The 15,731-nt window shown below is 65.7% G+C and carries 12 protein-coding genes; 5 read left to right on the forward strand and 7 right to left on the reverse strand.

What is annotated here, in order from left to right:
• Positions 1 to 3: 3 nt before the first annotated feature.
• Entirely contained in the window at positions 4 to 507 is a 504-nt protein-coding gene (locus tag CJ177_RS41985) for a MaoC family dehydratase (protein ID WP_373560083.1), read from the reverse strand.
• 144 nt (positions 508 to 651) lie between these two features.
• On the opposite strand from CJ177_RS41985, the gene CJ177_RS41990 reads away from it, so the two are divergent.
• The 5 genes from CJ177_RS41990 to CJ177_RS42010 all read left to right on the forward strand — a co-directional run bounded on the left by CJ177_RS41990 (position 652) and on the right by CJ177_RS42010 (position 6,765).
• Positions 652 to 1,323, forward strand: coding sequence for a TetR/AcrR family transcriptional regulator (locus CJ177_RS41990; RefSeq protein ID WP_095870542.1), 672 nt, complete (start codon positions 652 to 654; stop codon positions 1,321 to 1,323).
• Between the two features lie 307 nt (positions 1,324 to 1,630).
• Positions 1,631 to 2,521, forward strand: coding sequence for a CoA ester lyase (locus tag CJ177_RS41995; protein ID WP_095870698.1), 891 nt, complete (start codon positions 1,631 to 1,633; stop codon positions 2,519 to 2,521).
• 69 nt (positions 2,522 to 2,590) lie between these two features.
• Entirely contained in the window at positions 2,591 to 3,934 is a 1,344-nt protein-coding gene (locus tag CJ177_RS42000) for an MFS transporter (RefSeq protein WP_095870543.1), read from the forward strand.
• A gap of 135 nt (positions 3,935 to 4,069) precedes the next feature.
• A complete protein-coding gene (locus CJ177_RS42005; protein ID WP_095870544.1) occupies positions 4,070 to 6,082 on the forward strand; it encodes a 3-hydroxyacyl-CoA dehydrogenase NAD-binding domain-containing protein in 2,013 nt (670 codons plus the stop codon).
• The gene (locus CJ177_RS42010) at positions 6,082 to 6,765 is read left to right on the forward strand and encodes a TetR/AcrR family transcriptional regulator (protein ID WP_095870545.1); all 684 of its coding nucleotides are present in this window, start codon (positions 6,082 to 6,084) and stop codon (positions 6,763 to 6,765) included. Before CJ177_RS42005 ends, CJ177_RS42010 begins: the two co-directional genes overlap by 1 nt.
• 679 nt (positions 6,766 to 7,444) lie before the next feature.
• Here the strand turns inward: CJ177_RS42010 and CJ177_RS42015 are convergent.
• The 6 genes from CJ177_RS42015 to CJ177_RS42035 form a co-directional block, all read right to left on the reverse strand.
• A complete protein-coding gene (locus tag CJ177_RS42015) occupies positions 7,445 to 10,711 on the reverse strand; it encodes a protein kinase (RefSeq protein ID WP_095870546.1) in 3,267 nt (1,088 codons plus the stop codon).
• Positions 10,712 to 11,385: 674 nt separating this feature from the next.
• Entirely contained in the window at positions 11,386 to 11,643 is a 258-nt protein-coding gene (locus tag CJ177_RS47110) for a hypothetical protein (RefSeq protein ID WP_143548800.1), read from the reverse strand.
• Positions 11,644 to 11,799: 156 nt separating this feature from the next.
• On the reverse strand, positions 11,800 to 12,717 hold the full coding sequence (locus tag CJ177_RS42020) for a TIGR03619 family F420-dependent LLM class oxidoreductase (protein ID WP_095870547.1): 918 nt from the start codon (positions 12,715 to 12,717) through the stop codon (positions 11,800 to 11,802).
• 52 nt (positions 12,718 to 12,769) lie between these two features.
• On the reverse strand, positions 12,770 to 13,903 hold the full coding sequence (locus CJ177_RS42025; RefSeq protein ID WP_095870548.1) for an acyl-CoA dehydrogenase family protein: 1,134 nt from the start codon (positions 13,901 to 13,903) through the stop codon (positions 12,770 to 12,772).
• The gene (locus CJ177_RS42030) at positions 13,900 to 15,396 is read right to left on the reverse strand and encodes a class I adenylate-forming enzyme family protein (protein ID WP_095870699.1); all 1,497 of its coding nucleotides are present in this window, start codon (positions 15,394 to 15,396) and stop codon (positions 13,900 to 13,902) included. The genes CJ177_RS42025 and CJ177_RS42030 overlap by 4 nt, the downstream gene beginning before the upstream one ends.
• Positions 15,397 to 15,407: 11 nt before the next feature.
• Positions 15,408 to 15,710: a hypothetical protein gene (locus tag CJ177_RS42035; RefSeq protein ID WP_095870549.1), complete on the reverse strand. Its 303-nt coding sequence runs from the start codon at positions 15,708 to 15,710 to the stop codon at positions 15,408 to 15,410.
• Positions 15,711 to 15,731: the final 21 nt, after the last annotated feature.

Raw genomic sequence — 15,731 nt, forward strand, 5'->3', positions numbered from 1 at the left:
GGGTCAGCTCGGGCGCTTGAGCATGAGCCCGTTGCGGCGCGCGTTGCACACGACCTCGTCACGCTGGTTGAGGCCGAGGTGGCGGAAGAAGACGATTCCGGCGTCGTTGCGGCTCTTGGACTCTCGCTTGCCGATGATCTCGGTGCGGACGTGGATCGTGTCGCCGTGGAACACGGGCTTGGGGAAGGTGATCTCCTCGAACCCGAGATTGGCGACCGTCGTGCCGAGGGTGGTCTCGGGCACGGGGACCCCGCAGACCAGCCCGAGGATGTAGAGGCTGTTGACCAGCCGCTGGCCGAATTCGGTGTTCTTGCTGTACTCCGCATCCAGGTGCAGGGGCGCGAGGTTCAGCGTCAGCGAGCTGAACAGTACGTTGTCGTACTCGGAGACCGTCCGCCTCGTGGGATGGTCGATCACGAGACCGGATTCGAACTCCTCGAAATACAAACCGGGCATATCGGCGCCCTGCCTTTCACTTTTGTTTCGCGTGACGAACGCCTGGCAGATCAGCCAGGAATAGGAAGTGACCTCACGTCCGCGCGGTGAGCGGGATCGGAGTCGAGTGACATGTGGCGTGCGCCCCATCTAGACGTTAATCTACTGTCGATTAACGTACGAGTCAACAGCACCTTCTGTGCTAATTTTCAATCGATGACGAACACGAGACGCGGAACCGAGTCGAACTCGCCCGCCGGAACCAAAGCCGCGCGAACCCGCCAGCGCATCATGGATGCGACCGCTCGGGTGGTCGGACGACGCGGCTACGCCGGCACTCGACTCTTCCAGGTCGCCTCGGAGGCAGGTCTTCAAACTGCGACGATCTACTACCATTTCGCCTCCCTGGAAGAGCTCATCGAGGCGGTCATCCGGGAAGGAACGACGCAGGTCAACACCCATGTTCGCCACGCTCTGGCGGAATTGCCACCGGACACGGACCCGCTGGACCGCATCGTGGTCGCAGTCGAGGCACATCTGCGCGTAACGCTCGGAATGTCCGACTACACCATTGCCGCGGTCCGCAACTCCCGCCAGCTCCCCGACTCCATGCGCGACGCGATCCGCGTCGACGAGGAGGAATACGGCACCGTCTGGCGTGACCTGATGAACGCCGCACACACGGCCGGCCGGATCAGACCCAACGCCGACCCCTACCTCACACGCATGCTGATCATGGGCGCCCTGAACTGGGCCGTGGAATGGTGGCGCCAGGACAGGGTCCCGGTGGAAACCGTGATCACGACCGCGCAAACCATTGTTCGCCGCGGACTGGAGAACCGATCCCCGCAGGCGACCTCACCGCTGTTCCTCGAGCCCCGCTCCTAAAAACCAGCCACTACCTGCGCGCACCAGGGCGTCGGGCGCACCCGCCGACGGTGGACGGTGCCACGGTCGCCACGACCTCACAGCCCAACCCAGATCCGGGGTATTGTCATCTACATCACGTTAATCTACGATCGATTCACGTACCGAGGCGCTGCGGAACCGGCTGTCCCATCCATGCCGGCCACTTCACGTCACTCCAATTCCCTTGTCGTGGAACCTGATTCCAGTGACCCGTCCGTCCCGGGCTATCGCCGTCGATCGAACTCGAAAGACCATCACCTCGAAGGAGAAGTCCTCCATGACCACAATTCGACCGTATCGGTCCATGCTCTTCGTGCCGGGACACAAGGCCGCGTGGGCGGACAAGGCCGTGGCGTCGGGCACCGACGCGATCATTCTCGACCTGGAGGACTCCGTCCCCGCCGCGGACAAGGCAGCCGCGCGCGACACCGTCGTCGGGACCATCGGCCGCCTGAGCGACCAGGGACTCCGCGCGGATGTGTGGGTTCGGCCCAACAGCCGCGACACCGGACTCATGGGTGCCGATCTCGACGCCGTCGTCGTACCCGGCGTCGCGGGGCTGCTGCTCCCGAAGACCTTCGACGCCGAGGACATCGTCCGGATCGACGCGGTCGTCTCCCATCTCGAAGAGACCCGTGGTCTTCCCGCCGGCGAGATCGGTTTCCTGCTGAGCCTCGAAACCGCCTCGTCGATGGCGAACTGCGAGGCAATGGCCGCGGCCACCCCGCGGGTTGTTGCCCTCCTCGGCGCCACCGGACCCAACGCCGATGTCGGGCGTGAACTCGGATTCGAATTTACCCCGGAGGGTCTCGAAACCCTGTACCTGCGCAGCCGCATCGTGCTCGCGTCCCGGGCCAACGGGCTGCACCACCCGATCGGCGGCGTGTGGCAGGACATCGCAGATCTGGACGGATTCCGCACCTTCTGTGAGGACAACCGCCGCCTCGGGTACCGGGGCATGACCCTCATCCACCCGTCCCACGTCGAGATCGCCAACGAGGTCTTCACCCCCTCCCCCGACAAGGTCGACTTCTACCGACGCATGGCCGCGGCCTTCCGCGACGCCGAAGCCCAGGGACACGGTGCAGTCGACTTCGAGGGACAGCACATCGACCTCGCCCACGCCAAGACCGCGGAGGGCGTCATCGCGCTCGCCGACGCCCTCGCCCTCGTCTGAACCATCCCCGACCGAATCCGCTCTCCCCCAACACAGTTCTCCCCTCCCCGGCCCTCCGGAAGGATTGCCATGTCCGCATCCCACGTGTCCTCGCCACCGAGACAAGTCACCGAATCCGCGGCCCGCCGCCGCGCCATCTACGCCGGCGCCATCGGCAACTTCATCGAGTGGTACGACTTCGGCCTCTACGGCTTCTTCGCAGTCACCATCTCGGCGCTGTTCTTCCCCTCGTCCGACCCGAGCGCTGCGCTACTGTCCACCTTCGCGGTGTTCGCGCTGGGATTCTTCGTCCGCCCCTTCGGCGCCTTCGTGTTCGGTTGGATCGGTGACCGCATCGGCCGTCGGGCCGCCCTCCTGACCGCCGTGATCCTCATGAGCCTGTCGACCGTCCTGCTCGGCGTGCTGCCGACGCACGCGGGCCTCGGCGTCTGGGCCACCGTCCTGCTCGTCGTCCTGCGGGTGTTCCAGGGGCTCTCGGCCGGCGGCGAGTACGCCGGCGCCACGATCTACGTGGTCGAGCACGCCCCGCGGGGATGGCGCGGGCGATACGGTTCGCTCTCTCCCGCCGCGGTCGGCATCGGAACCGCTACCGCAGCGCTCGTCTCCCTCATCGTGACCTCGTCGGTCTCCGAGGCCGACCTGACCTCGTGGGGCTGGCGGATCCCGTTCCTGCTGGCCGGGCCGATGGGCATCATCGCCATCTTCCTGCGGATGCGTATCGAGGAAACCCCGGAATTCAAGGCGGTGCGCGAGTCCGGCCAGGTCGAGTCGGCGCCGCTCGCCGAGGGCATCCGTGTAGCGAAGAAGTCGATGGCCACCGTCTTCGGGTGGAACATGCTCAACGGTGTCGCCTTCTACATGCTCACCGGCTTCACGGTGGCCTACATGATGAAGGTGGCCGCGCTCAGCTACACCGCGTCGCTCAGCGCACTGGCCATCGCGCTGCTCTTCTACACCGCCGTCTCCCCCGTCTACGGGCTGTGCGTGGACAAGATCGGACGCCGCCAGGTCGCGGTGTTCGCGGCACTGGGTATGGCCGTGTTCGCACCGCTGGCGTTCTCCCTGCTCCACAAGCAGACGTTCGCCGCATCGCTGCTCGCCTTGATGGGGATCGGGTTCTTCGCCGCCGGTGTGACCTCCATCGTGGCCGTCTCCATGGTCGATCTCTTCCCCGCCCGCATCCGCTTCTCCGCCGGTGCAGTTCCCTATCAGATCTCCATCGCCGTCTTCGGTGGCACCGCGCCCTATGTGGCCACCTGGCTGGGGAACACCGACGTCGAGCTGGCGCCCGGGTACTACCTGTCCCTCATCTCCGCCATCGCGGCAATCGTCGCGTGGTTCGGGTTCAAGGGCGTCAACGAGAATTCCAACGCCGAGTTCGTCGCCCCCACCGCCGAAGGCATCGAGAAATAGTCTCGACATCCCGAGTGGAGACCGGCACAGGCTCACCGCCGCTGCCGGTCTCCGCAATGTCGGCGACTCCCCGTCCTCCACTCGGCGACGCTAATTTCCGAACGATCACGATGTGCGACGAAGAAAGGCCTCATCATGTCCACGGTCACCACGAGCCTTCGCGGAACGATCGCCGTAATCCTGCTGAACAATCCCCCGGTGAACATGGGCAATAGGACTCTGCGTGCCGACCTCGCCCGGTCCCTGCGGAACCTCGCGACGGACCCGTCGGTCGAGGGAGTGGTGATCGCCTCGGCGCTGACGCACTTCTACGCCGGCTCGGACCTTACCGAGTTCGCTGGTGACCTTCGGGAACCGCAATTGCCCTCCGTCATCGCGGCCGTCGAACAGCTGGACGTGCCTGTGGTCGCCGCCCTCACCGGGCTCGCCCTGGGCGGCGGTCTCGAATTCGCTCTCGGCTGCGACCGTCGGATCGGAGATCCCACGGTCCAGGTCGGATTCCCCGAGGTGACCCTCGGGATGGTGCCGGGTGCCGGAGGAACGGTCCGTACGCCCCGCCTCGCCGGTGTCCCCACGGCCATCGACCTGGTGGCATCGGCGCGGCGAATCGGTGCCGACGAGGCACTCCGCGTCGGGATTCTCGACGACATCGTTCCGGCCGACGAACTCGTCGATCGCGCGGTCGAGCTCGCGAGGTCCGCCAGCGGCAAGTCCCGACTGATCGACCGGCAGGTGCCGCCCGCTCCCGAGGAAGACGTCGAAGCGGTGGTCACGCGGGTGAGCCGGCGGGCTCGCCCCAACGTCCTCGAGGCGATCGACCTGGTTCGCCGCGCGGGCGACGGCGACGTCGACGAGGCCCTCGATGCCGAACGGAAGGTGTTCAACCGGCTCAGACTTTCCGGCGAGGCGAGCAACCTGCGCTACCTGTTCTTCGCGCGCCGTGCGGCCGCGAAAGCGCTGCGCTCACCTGCACACCCACTGCCGGTCCGCACGGTGGGCATCGCCGGCGCGGGAACCATGGGCGCCTCCCTCGCCCGAGCCTTCACCGATCACGGATTCGCCGTCGTCGTCTACGACCGGGATCCGGGCGCGCTGGAAAGGCTCGCCGCACAGGTCAGCGGGATCCGTACTGCCATCGACATCACCGGTCTGGCCGACTCCGATCTCGTCATCGACGCCGTGTTCGAGGACATGGGAGTCAAGACCGACCTGCTCGACAACCTCGAACCCGTACTTCGTGGCGACGCGGTCATCGCGAGCAACACCTCCTATCTCGATCTCTCTGAGATGTCGCGCGCGCTCGAGTACCGCAACCGATTCGCAGGGCTGCACTTCTTCAACCCGCCACATCGCAACCCCCTCGTCGAGGTGATCCGCACCCCGGCCACCGACGATGTGGCCGCTGCCACCCTGTCCCGGATCGTCTCCACCCTCGACAAGGTCGGTGTTCCCGCCGGACTTGGTGAGGGGTTCGTCGCCAACCGCGTCTACGCCGATTACCGCACGCAGGTCGAGTTCCTGGTCGAAGAAGGCTCCTCACCGTCGGACGTCGACCGTGCGATGCGCGGACTCGGCATGCCGATCGGCCCCTTCACTGTCGCCGACATGTCCGGTCTGGACATCGCCTGGGCGCGCCGAAAGCGGCTGGCCGCCACGCGTGATCCACGGCAACGCTATGTCGCGATCGCAGACCGGTTGTGCGAAGCAGGCCGACTCGGGCAGAAGACCGGCGCGGGATGGTTCACCTATCCCGACGGTTCGCGACGCGGAGAACCCGATCCCGAGGTCGACGCGATCATCGCGGCCGAACGTGCGATCACAGGAGTGGCGCCCCGCCACATCGACGATTCGGAGATCCGAGACAGGGTGCTCGCCTCGATGCTGTGCGCCGCCGCAGTCCTGGTGGACTGCGGAACCGCCGAGCGCGCATCCGACATTGATGTGGCCATGACCGAAGGGTTCGCATTCCCCAAAGCGCTCGGTGGTCCGATCAGAGCGATGTCCGCGCGTCCCGACAGCGAGATCGTCGAGGCTCTCGCCGCTGTTCACGCTTCCTGCCCACTCACCTTCTCCGTAGCAGAACCCGCTTCGCAGGGACGCCTCCCCGACATCGTCGCGCGATGCCTCGACGAGGTACGCGAGCGGTAATGACCCGCAACCTCGATGACGGCGTGATACCTCCGGTCCACTACCGTGGACAGGTGACAAAGGACGCTTCGGGCACAGGACAGCGCGGCGACGCCGCCACGCGCAGCGGCAAACACACCCGCCAACTGATCCTCGATGCCGCCGCAGAGGTCATGTTCCGAGACGGATACGCGGGAACCAAGCTCGCCGACATCGCCGAGATCGCCGGAATCAAAGCACCCGCAATCTACCGGCACTTCCCCTCACGCGACGACCTCGTCGACGAGGTGATGACCGTCGGACACCGACGATTCATCGAACACGTGACCTCCGTCATCGACGCCCTACCGCCCACCGCGACGCCGCTCGATCGGATACTGGCGGCAGTCGCGGGACACCTGGAAGTAGCATTGACGATCTCGCACTACGCGGCGGCCTCGACCCGGAACATGAGCCAGATGCCCGACGATATCCGGGAGCGGCAACAAGAGCTGCGCCGAGAATACGGCGCGATCTGGCGACGACACCTCGCCGAGGCAGCCGAAGCCGGACAGCTTCAACCCGATCTGAATCTCTATGCGGCGCAAGGACTGATCATCGGAGCATTGAGCTGGGCCAACGAATGGTGGGACCCCGAACGACAGACCCTTCAGTCCGTGATCCGAAACGCGCAGGACCTCGTCCGCACCGGGATCGGCCGCTGACTTCAACGTTGCTCGCGGCAGGCACCGATAGCGCGGAACACGGAGTTCGGATCACCACCACTTCCACCGCAGGGTCGGTGGGGCAGGAGTAGTCCGCCCTGCGGTCAACAGGGTAGCCCGGCGCCTGGCACACCCGAGCTCTTCCCTGCTGCTACCTGCCGGACCCATTCGCCACCGAGTACGAGCGCACCGCACCGAACCGAACCGGCCTACAGGGAACGGTGTCTCAGTACGGCGAGCACCCAACGTCCGACTCCGATGCGCGGTGCGGGCAGATTCCGGCGCACGCGCTCGTCGGCGCCCTCGAGTCGAGGGTGGTGGCCTCGTTGCGGGCGTCGGGCTAGTGGGGGGGAAGGTGAACCGCTCAGCGATGCCGGCCCGCCGGCCGCGGCCTTCCCTCATCAATGGCACCGAGGCAGTCGGTGCGCTCGCAACCAGAGCCTGGTAAGCCCTACTTGTTGGTATACATGTCGACATGTCCGCTGACGCAATCCTGGATCGAACCGGGCGAGCTGTTGCCCCATAAGCGTCGTAGGACCGATCTACCGTAACGCCGACTGCTGAGATGGGTGCGCACATCCGAGACAGCGCCGATGAAATCTCATAGGGTTTGCGCCAGGTCGGCCGCCAACGGGCCCTGAACGCGCCACTGCGGAATTGGTCCGGATAGGTGTCGGGATCAATCGTGGGTCCGCTCCACGACCCAGGCCGCGACCTGTGTCCGGGAGGTGAAGCCCAGTTTGGCCAGGATGTGCTCCACGTGCCCTTGTGCGGTGCGGGGTGAGATCACCAGGCGGTCGGCGATCGCCTGATTCGTCAGGCCTTCGGCGATCAGGTCGGCGACTTGGCGTTCCCTCTTGGTCAGCCGCGTCGACGCGTCGGTGTCGGGTGTGGAGGCGGCGGGCTGTTGCTCGTGGAGGGCGTAGGCGATTGCCGCGTCGAAGCCTAGACCGCGGCCCTTGCTGTACGCCGCCGCGAATGCTTTGTCTCCGATTCGCTGCCTCGTCCTTTGATCGCATTCTTGATGGTAGACAAGCAGATCCGGGTGGATCACCACAGAACTGCCCATCGAACACGCCATCTCTTCTGCAGCCCCCATCAGAATCGCGGCCCGCTGTGCGTCCCGCGGTGCGCACTCGATCCAGGCCAGTGCCTCGAAGCATGCTGCGGCGACGCGCACGTTGTGTACCTGCCGGGCCAGCTCCAGCGACTGCGCGAGCACTCGGGCCGCGCGATCGGTATTACCCTGCCGCCACACGGCAATTCCCAAGGCCCACAACGAGAGCGACCGATACATCTTCTCGCCGTACCGTTCCGTGATCGCGAGAACACGCTCGAGGCATTCGATCGCCTTGTCCGTGGAGCCGCGCAGTCCATACGCCAACCCCATCGGATACAGGGCGGCTACTTCGAGGGTTCGATCTCCGCGTCTACTGAACTCCGTCTCGGCAATTTCGAGGTGAGAGCACGCGCGCGGGAGATCACCCCTGTAGAGGGCCAGCATTCCGTCGGCGCAGTCAACGAACGCACGCATCATCGGGTCACTGGTCTGCGCAGCAAGCGCTCGCCCCTCTTCGACCAGTGCGGCCCCGGCCCCGAGGTCACCCTGCACGTTCGCCATCACACTGGCGCAGTAGAGCCCCTTGACCCAGTCGAGGGTGGGTAGGCCGCTCTGACGGGTGAGCAACTGGTCAAACCAGCGCCGCCCCTCGTTGTAAAGGCCCTGCGAGGCCCAAAATGCGTAGAGTGCGGCGGCAGTTCGCAGGCCGGCGACAGGATCGTCGTCGATGCAAAATTCGAGGGCCTCCCGGAGGTTCGGTTGTTCCCGCTTCAGCCGGGCGATCCAGTCGAGCTGTTGTGCGCTGATCCACTCGGCCTCCGCGTCGAGCGCCAACGCCTCGTACCAATCCCGGTGCCGGCGACGCAATGCGATGGTCTCACCGGTCCGCTCGAGTTTCTTGTACCCGTACTCACGGAGGGTCTCGAGCATCCGGAACCGCACCACCGCACCGGTTTCTTCCCGGATCAGGATCGACTTCTCCACCAGGGAGGTCAGCGTGTCGAGCAGCTCGTCCTGGTCCAGGTCGGCGCTACACACCTGCTCCGCGGCATCGAGTTCGAAGGTCCCCGCGAAGACTGCCAGCCGGCCCCACACCAGTTGTTCTCCGGCGGTGCATAGTTCGAAGCTCCAGTCGATGCACAACCGTAGGGTCTGTTGGCGCGTCGGTGCACCGCGGCTGCCGCGGGTCAGCAGGGTGTAGCGGTCGGTCAGGCGCCCGAGGATCTGCTCGGGCGACATCGCCCGCAACCGTGCCGCCGCCAACTCGATCGGCAACGGTAACCCGTCGAGCCGGTGACAGATACCCGCCACCGCCGCCGCGTTGTCCTCGGTGAGCGCGAATCCGGGGACGGCGGCAGCGGCGCGTTCGGCGAACAACGACACTGCATCGTATTTGGGCAGCCCGCGCAGCGAGGGCCGCCGTTCGGGATCCGGGACAGCCAGTGGCGGGACGCGCAGCACCGACTCGCCGCCGATGCCGAGAGGTTCGCGGCTGGTGGCCAGAATTCGCAACCGCGGACAGGTGTGCAGCAGGGGGCCGGCGAGTTCGGCGACCGCGTCCACCACATGCTCACAGTTGTCGAGGACCAACAACACTTCTCGCGGGGCGAGGAACTCGATCAGAACCTCACGCACCGGCCTCACCGAATGGTCCCGCACCCCCACGGCAGCGGCCACCGCGTCGACCAGCGACGACGCGTCGCGCAGTTCACCCAACTCGACCAGGCGTACACCGTCGGCGTAGTCGCGCTGGACACTTGCCGCGACCCGCATCGCCAGCCGCGTCTTGCCGACACCCCCGATCCCGGTCAACGTCACCAGCCGGGACCCGGCCAGCAGGTTCTTCGCCTCGGTGAGCTCGTGCCGGCGGCCGACAAAACTGGTCAGCTCCAGGGGAAGACTTCCCGTCGCGCCCAGCGTGGACGAAACCGGCGAGCCTCGTCCGCCGCGCGATGTCGGGTGCTCGTCGCTGCCCTGCGCATCGGGTGCCGGGCGCAGGGCCATCTCGTCAATGGGGAACCCGTGTTCGCGTTGCAGGCCTCGCAGCTCCTCCCCGAAGACGGCGGCGGTGGCCGGGCGCTGACCGGGCTCGCGGGACATCGCGCGGGCGATCGTGTCGGACACGTCGTCGGGGATCCCGTGCTCATGCAGGTCGGGCACCGGTTGCGAGGTGATCCGCAGGAACTGCGCGACGACCTGCTCACCACTGCGGCGTTCGAACGCGGCGTGGCCGGTGAGGGCACTGAACAGGGTGGCGCCCAGGCCGTAGACATCGGCCGCCGGACTCGGCGGATCACCGCCCAGCACCTCCGGCGCGGTGTATGCCGGTGACCCGGTGACGGCGCCGGTGGCGGTCACGAAGCCGCCGGCGATGTGCGCGATACCAAAATCGGCCAACTCCGGCTCGCCGTAATCGGTGAGCAGGATGTTCGCGGGTTTGACGTCGCGATGAAGGATGCCGAGCTGGTGCGCCGACTCCACCGCACCGGCCATCTTCACCCCGAGCCGAAGTGCCTGATCCAGTGGTAGCGGGCCGTCCTGCCGGACTCGGGCCTCCAGTGAATCCTGCGGGTGATACGGCATCACGATGTAGGGGAGTCCGCCGTCGGTGGCGCCGACCTGCAGAATGTGGACGATGTTCGGGTGCCCGGTCAGACGCCCCATCGCCCGCTGTTCCCGGAAGAATCGGGCCCGGTTTTCCTCGTCGAGTTCGACGGTGAGTACCTTCACCGCCACCGTGCGGTCCAGGTCCTCCTGGGTACAGCGGTAGACCACGCCGAAACCGCCGCGGCCGATCTCCACAGCATCGTCGAAGCTCGTGCCTGCCAGCTCCGCGGCCGGGGAGGGCGGGTACCGCTGCGTGTCGAGCGGATCACCTTCACCCATCGGACGGTCTACTCACCCCGTCGGCTCATGGTTCCCTACGTACTGGCCCCGACGGCATGACCAGTACGGATAATCCTCGGACTCACCTCTCGATGGCGTCCTCTCGAGGATATCGCTGACAGGTGTCATGGGCCTGGGATACGAGCCGACCTAGATGACTCTGGAGCCCTGGTCTGGACCCATCGGTCTAGAACACGCCGCCAACAATCCATGCCATGGAACATGCCGTCGCCGCAGCGCCGCCCGAAACTCCTCCGGCAGCAGCTGCTGCAGCGAGCCGTCGGTGTCGGCTGCCGCGAGGAGGCGGAGTTTGAACTCGTCCGCATCCAGATGCCCCCTGCCGGTGCTCCCCCACCAGATGGGCTTGGGCGGTGGATTTCCCGGCACCGGGCGGGCCAGCCATGAGAATCCCCACCCGCTCACGGCGCACCTGGGTGCGCGATGCACGCCAGTCCGCGAGGATCCGCTCATGCAGCCGCAACCGTGCCCGGGTCGGGATCGGTTCGCCGTCGATCCGGCGGAAGTACCGGCGGTCATTGACCGTGGCGTGCGGGGCATCGATCGTCAGCGGGCCACCCGGTGTGGACAGCGACGCGAGGAAGGCACGGCGATCCTCAAATTCACGAGTCGGCACAGGTCAGTCGGCCAGGGCGTCGAGGATCAGGTCGTAGTCCTCATCGGTGAGGAACCCGTGGGTGAGCGCGCGGCCCACCTGGTGGTTGAAGCCGCCCTCGGCGTTGGGGGCGGACGTCGTCGAGGTCGGGGTAGGCGCTCGAAGGTAGGGGCTTGTCGTACTCCCAGCCGATCAGCTCGGCGCGCATCGTCGCCGGATCGATCTCGCCGGCCGCGCACCGCGCAGCGACCTCATAGGCGGTGCCGCCGTGGGTGCCCGGACGGACATCCGGGGCCTCGACGCGGGCCCGGTGCAGCATCTGGCTGATCGCAGGGGCGCTACACGGACGGGGTCTGCCCCATGTCCACATTGCTGGCACAGCGGCCCCGCCATCCGACCACCGGCCGGGTGTTCGCCGGCTTCGGCGAGTGCGGCGAAGACCTCAGCGATCGGGGATTCCAACTTGGCCAATCGTTCAGTTAAGGTCCGTGCGTGAGGCGTACTCGTGATTTCGATCTGCCGACCGCACACCCAGATCGTCGGCTGCCTTCGCAAGATTAGCGCGCCGCTCTTCGACGGTGGCGCCCTTCCAGATCGAGTCCGCCCATACGACCAGGTTGGTCATGCCGTGATCGTGGTACCGCTGTAGCTGGGACGCACTCGTTGCGTCGACACGAACGAAACAATCGAATTCATCCGTCTTACCGTACCTTTCACGGCACCTTGCTAACTCAGTGACCAGTTCCAGCGATCCCTCCAAGGAGGGCGTGCCTGACGTGAACCACCCGTCTCCGAGCCTGGCCGCGCGGTCCAGTGCCTTGGGTCCGTTTCCTCCCAGGATGACGGGGATGTCCACCTTTCGCGAATGGATCTGCACTGAGCCGATATCGAAGTGTTTGCCATTGTGCACGAACGGTTGCCCGGACCACGCCGCCCTCAGCACCTCGATGCACTCCTCTGTTCGCGAAACCCGGGTCTTGTAGGGCACTCCGAGTGCGGTGAACTCTTCCTCCAACCATCCGGCACCGACGCCGAGTAGCACTCGGCCCCCGCTCAGTTCTTGAACGGTGATGGTGGTGCGCGCGGTGTGCAACGGATGGCGCAGTGGGGCCAGGTACACGGCGGTACCGAGTCGGATCCGTGTCGTCGAGGCCGCGATCGCCGCATGTACCGCCCAGGGGTCGGTCAGTTCGGTGTCGGTGTCCAGGATCGGGCCGGCATGGTGACTGTGCGCCTGCGTCCCGTCGGTCGGATGATCGCTGCCGTACCCGATCGGATGGAAGATGTGTTCACCGAGCCATAGCGCATCGAATCCCAGTTGGTCCGCTGATATCGCCAACTCCAACAGGTCGTGACCTTTCATGCCGAACGCGGACAATCCAAGTGACGTCACTGGCCTTCCTTTCGTGATCTCCCGAGGTATCTGGGCGTTCCTCTCCCATGCGTCAACTCAGTGCGAGTTCGAGAAGGCGCTCGGCATGATGCTGCGGCTTGCCCAGCAACCCCGCACTGCTCAGCGCCCGCCGATAATAGAGATGAGCAGGGTGCTCCCAGGTGAATCCGATACCGCCGTGGACCTGAATACACTCGCCCGCAGCGAGAACTGCTGCGGGAGCGCATGCCATTGCCACCATCGCGGCCGCGCGCGACAGTTCGTCGGCGGTGCCCTTCGCGGCCGCCCAGATACCGTGCTCGACTGCAGACTCCGCGCTTTGAACGGCAACCGCCACCTCTGCGAGCTTGTGCTGGATCGCTTGGAAGGAACCAATGGGCCTTCCGAACTGTGTGCGTTCACGTGCGTACTCGACAGCCATATTCAGAACAGTCTTCGACTGTCCCAGTTGTTCGCATCCGATCGCCAGCAACGCCAGATCACGGGCACGGGCCATCGACTGCCCGGCGTCGCCGACCGTACCAACCAACTCGGCCGGTGCATTTTCGGCCGTGATCACGGCCAGCGGCCGCGTGGGATCGAGTGTGCGCATGGGGTCCCGCCGCAGGTGTTTGCCTTCGACGGCGAAGAGGGTGCACCCCGAGGCGTCCCGGACCGGTATCAGGATGAGATCTGCTGTTGCTCCGTCGATCACGAACTCTTCTGTTCCCGACAGGGTGTATCCGTCGGGCGTCTGTTGTGCGGCGAAAGGAGCGGACTGTTCGGCGAATGCGTGGTCACCGATGAGGACCGGATCGAAGATCACGGTGGCGGTGACCTCTCCCGCGGCAAGCCGGGGAACCCACTTGTCCGAGATGTCGCAACCGGCTGCAGCGAGAAGAACTTCGGTGGCTACGAAGGTACTCAGGTAGGGCACAGTGGCCAACGCTGCTCCGAGTTCCTCGAGGATCACAGCGGCCTCTGCGAAGGTCGCCCCCACCCCGCCCAGGGCCTCGGGAACGGCCAGGGCAGGCGCCGCGAAATCTCCACTGAGTGCCGACCACAGCTCCGTGTCGGTGCCACCCGCCGACGCCGTCTCGGCCCGTTCGAGGAGATTTTCAGGTGGATTGACCTTGCGAACCATCGCGATTATCGATTCGCGAAGAAACGCCCGGTCTTCACTCGATTCAGTGTGTTCGAGGATCATGCCGTGACACCTTCGAGCAGTGCGGCCAGTTCGGTGCGAACCTCACGCCGCAGTAGCTTGCCGAGCTCGTTGTAGGGCAACTCGTCACGATAATGGATCCGGGCGGGAACCCGGGTCGAGCGAAGAGCCGCGCGGACCCGTTCCTGCAGTTCCTCGATGCCTGCGGCTTTGCCGGCAGCGAGCACCACCACAGCCTCGACCCGCTCACCCCACTCCGCGTCCGGCACACCGACAACGGCAACGTCAGCCACAGCCTCATGGCTGCGCAAGCAATCCTCGATCTCCGCCGGCGCGATGTTCTCGCCCCCGCGGACGATCACATCGTCAGCGCGGCCGTGTAGGAACAGGTAACCGTCAGCGTCGAGATGACCATGATCGCGGGTGGGGTACCAACCATCCTCCCCCTTTGCCGAGTGCGAAAGGTACTCCCCCGAAACTTGTTCGCCACGCACCCAGACTTCACCCGCCGCACCGGCCGGTAGCACTGATCCATCGTCGGACCGCACCTCGAGTTCGATCGAGGGGATCGGCCGGCCCACCGAGCCGAGCCGAGCGCGAACCGACGGGTCGTTACTGGCCGCAGCGACCCGATGATCGTCGGGCCCCAGAACAGCGATGGTCGAGCTGGTCTCGGTGAGCCCGTAGGCATTGACCAGATCCACTCCGGGTAGCAGTGCAAGCGCCCGCTCGACCGTCTCCACCGGCATCCGGCCACCCCCGTACGACAGATGCCGCAGCGCGTCGAGCCGCTGGCCACGTCGTTCGAGCACATCGAGGATCCGGCCCAGCATCGTCGGAACCACCATGGCGTGCGTGATGACCTCTTCCGCGGCGAGATCCACCCAGGATTCCGGGTCGAACGCGGGAAGCTGGACGATACGACGTCCGGAATACACCGACGTGAGCGCCGAACTCACGGAGGCAATGTGGTAGGGCGGGACCGAAACCAGGATCGCTTCCTCGGGGCCCGCATTGAAGAACTCGATCGTACTGACCACGTACGGCACGAGATTGCTGCTGCGCAGAACGGCAGCTTTCGGATCACCACTGGTACCGCTGGTGAACAGCAGCACCGCTGGCGAGTGTTCGTTCCGCGCCGCGACTGCGTCGTCGGCGGCGGTGTCCGGTGTAGACAGATCGAGCAGGCTGACGCTGTCGCTGGCCTCGACTCGGGCGGTGAAGTCGGCGCCGGCGACCACCGCGACCGGCGCGAGTCGTTCGAGCGCGCGGCCGACCTGCTGGTCGGTCCAACGGTAGTTGATGGGAGCGAACGGCACACCTGCGTAGCTGCACCCGAACAGCAGCGCAATGCACGTCGGCGAGTTCAGGTCGAGATACGCCAACGCCTGCGCGTCGAGTCTGCCGATCTGGGAGCCGTATCGACGGCTCAGTTCGAGCAGTTCGCGGTAGGTCAGTCCGTCTCGTCGGGTACCGACGGCGATTCGGTCACCGTCCGCGTCTGCGGCCATTTCCAACAGCATCGAAAGATTCATGGTCGTACCCATCAGTCCGAGGAGGGAAGGGCCTTGGGCACCGACAACTCGAGTGGCCGGTCATCGGCCGATATGGAGCCGGCACCGGGCTTGACGCAGAGGACTTCCACGCCGGACTCCGTGTCGATGTACCTTTTACCCAGCACGGTGCCTGCATCGAAGCCGGCCTGTGGGGCGCCGACCGCTTCTGTCGACTCGTCCGGTGCCAGCATCGGTACACCACCGCAGCACAGGGTGATGTCTCCGGTACCAGCGCGGATGACCATGACTTCGGTGCTGCAGACCGCGCTGCGCATTTTGGCACCAGTTTTCATTACATACTCCTCATTGATTTC

The organism is Rhodococcus sp. ACPA1 (assembly GCF_002300195.1).
Lineage (GTDB): Bacteria > Actinomycetota > Actinomycetes > Mycobacteriales > Mycobacteriaceae > Rhodococcus_F > Rhodococcus_F opacus.

Bases quoted from the DNA above. Each gene is read 5' to 3' on its own strand.
- CJ177_RS41990 (WP_095870542.1), top strand. From the start codon at position 652: ATGACGAACACGAGACGCGGAACCGAGTCGAACTCGCCCGCCGGAACC.
- CJ177_RS42000 (WP_095870543.1), top strand. From the start codon at position 2,591: ATGTCCGCATCCCACGTGTCCTCGCCACCGAGACAAGTCACCGAATCC.
- CJ177_RS42005 (WP_095870544.1), top strand. From the start codon at position 4,070: ATGTCCACGGTCACCACGAGCCTTCGCGGAACGATCGCCGTAATCCTG.
- CJ177_RS42010 (WP_095870545.1), top strand. From the start codon at position 6,082: ATGACCCGCAACCTCGATGACGGCGTGATACCTCCGGTCCACTACCGT.
- CJ177_RS42015 (WP_095870546.1), bottom strand. From the start codon at position 10,711: ATGGGTGAAGGTGATCCGCTCGACACGCAGCGGTACCCGCCCTCCCCG.
- CJ177_RS47110 (WP_143548800.1), bottom strand. From the start codon at position 11,643: ATGCTGCACCGGGCCCGCGTCGAGGCCCCGGATGTCCGTCCGGGCACC.
- CJ177_RS42025 (WP_095870548.1), bottom strand. From the start codon at position 13,903: ATGATCCTCGAACACACTGAATCGAGTGAAGACCGGGCGTTTCTTCGC.
- CJ177_RS42030 (WP_095870699.1), bottom strand. From the start codon at position 15,396: ATGAATCTTTCGATGCTGTTGGAAATGGCCGCAGACGCGGACGGTGAC.
- CJ177_RS42035 (WP_095870549.1), bottom strand. From the start codon at position 15,710: ATGAAAACTGGTGCCAAAATGCGCAGCGCGGTCTGCAGCACCGAAGTC.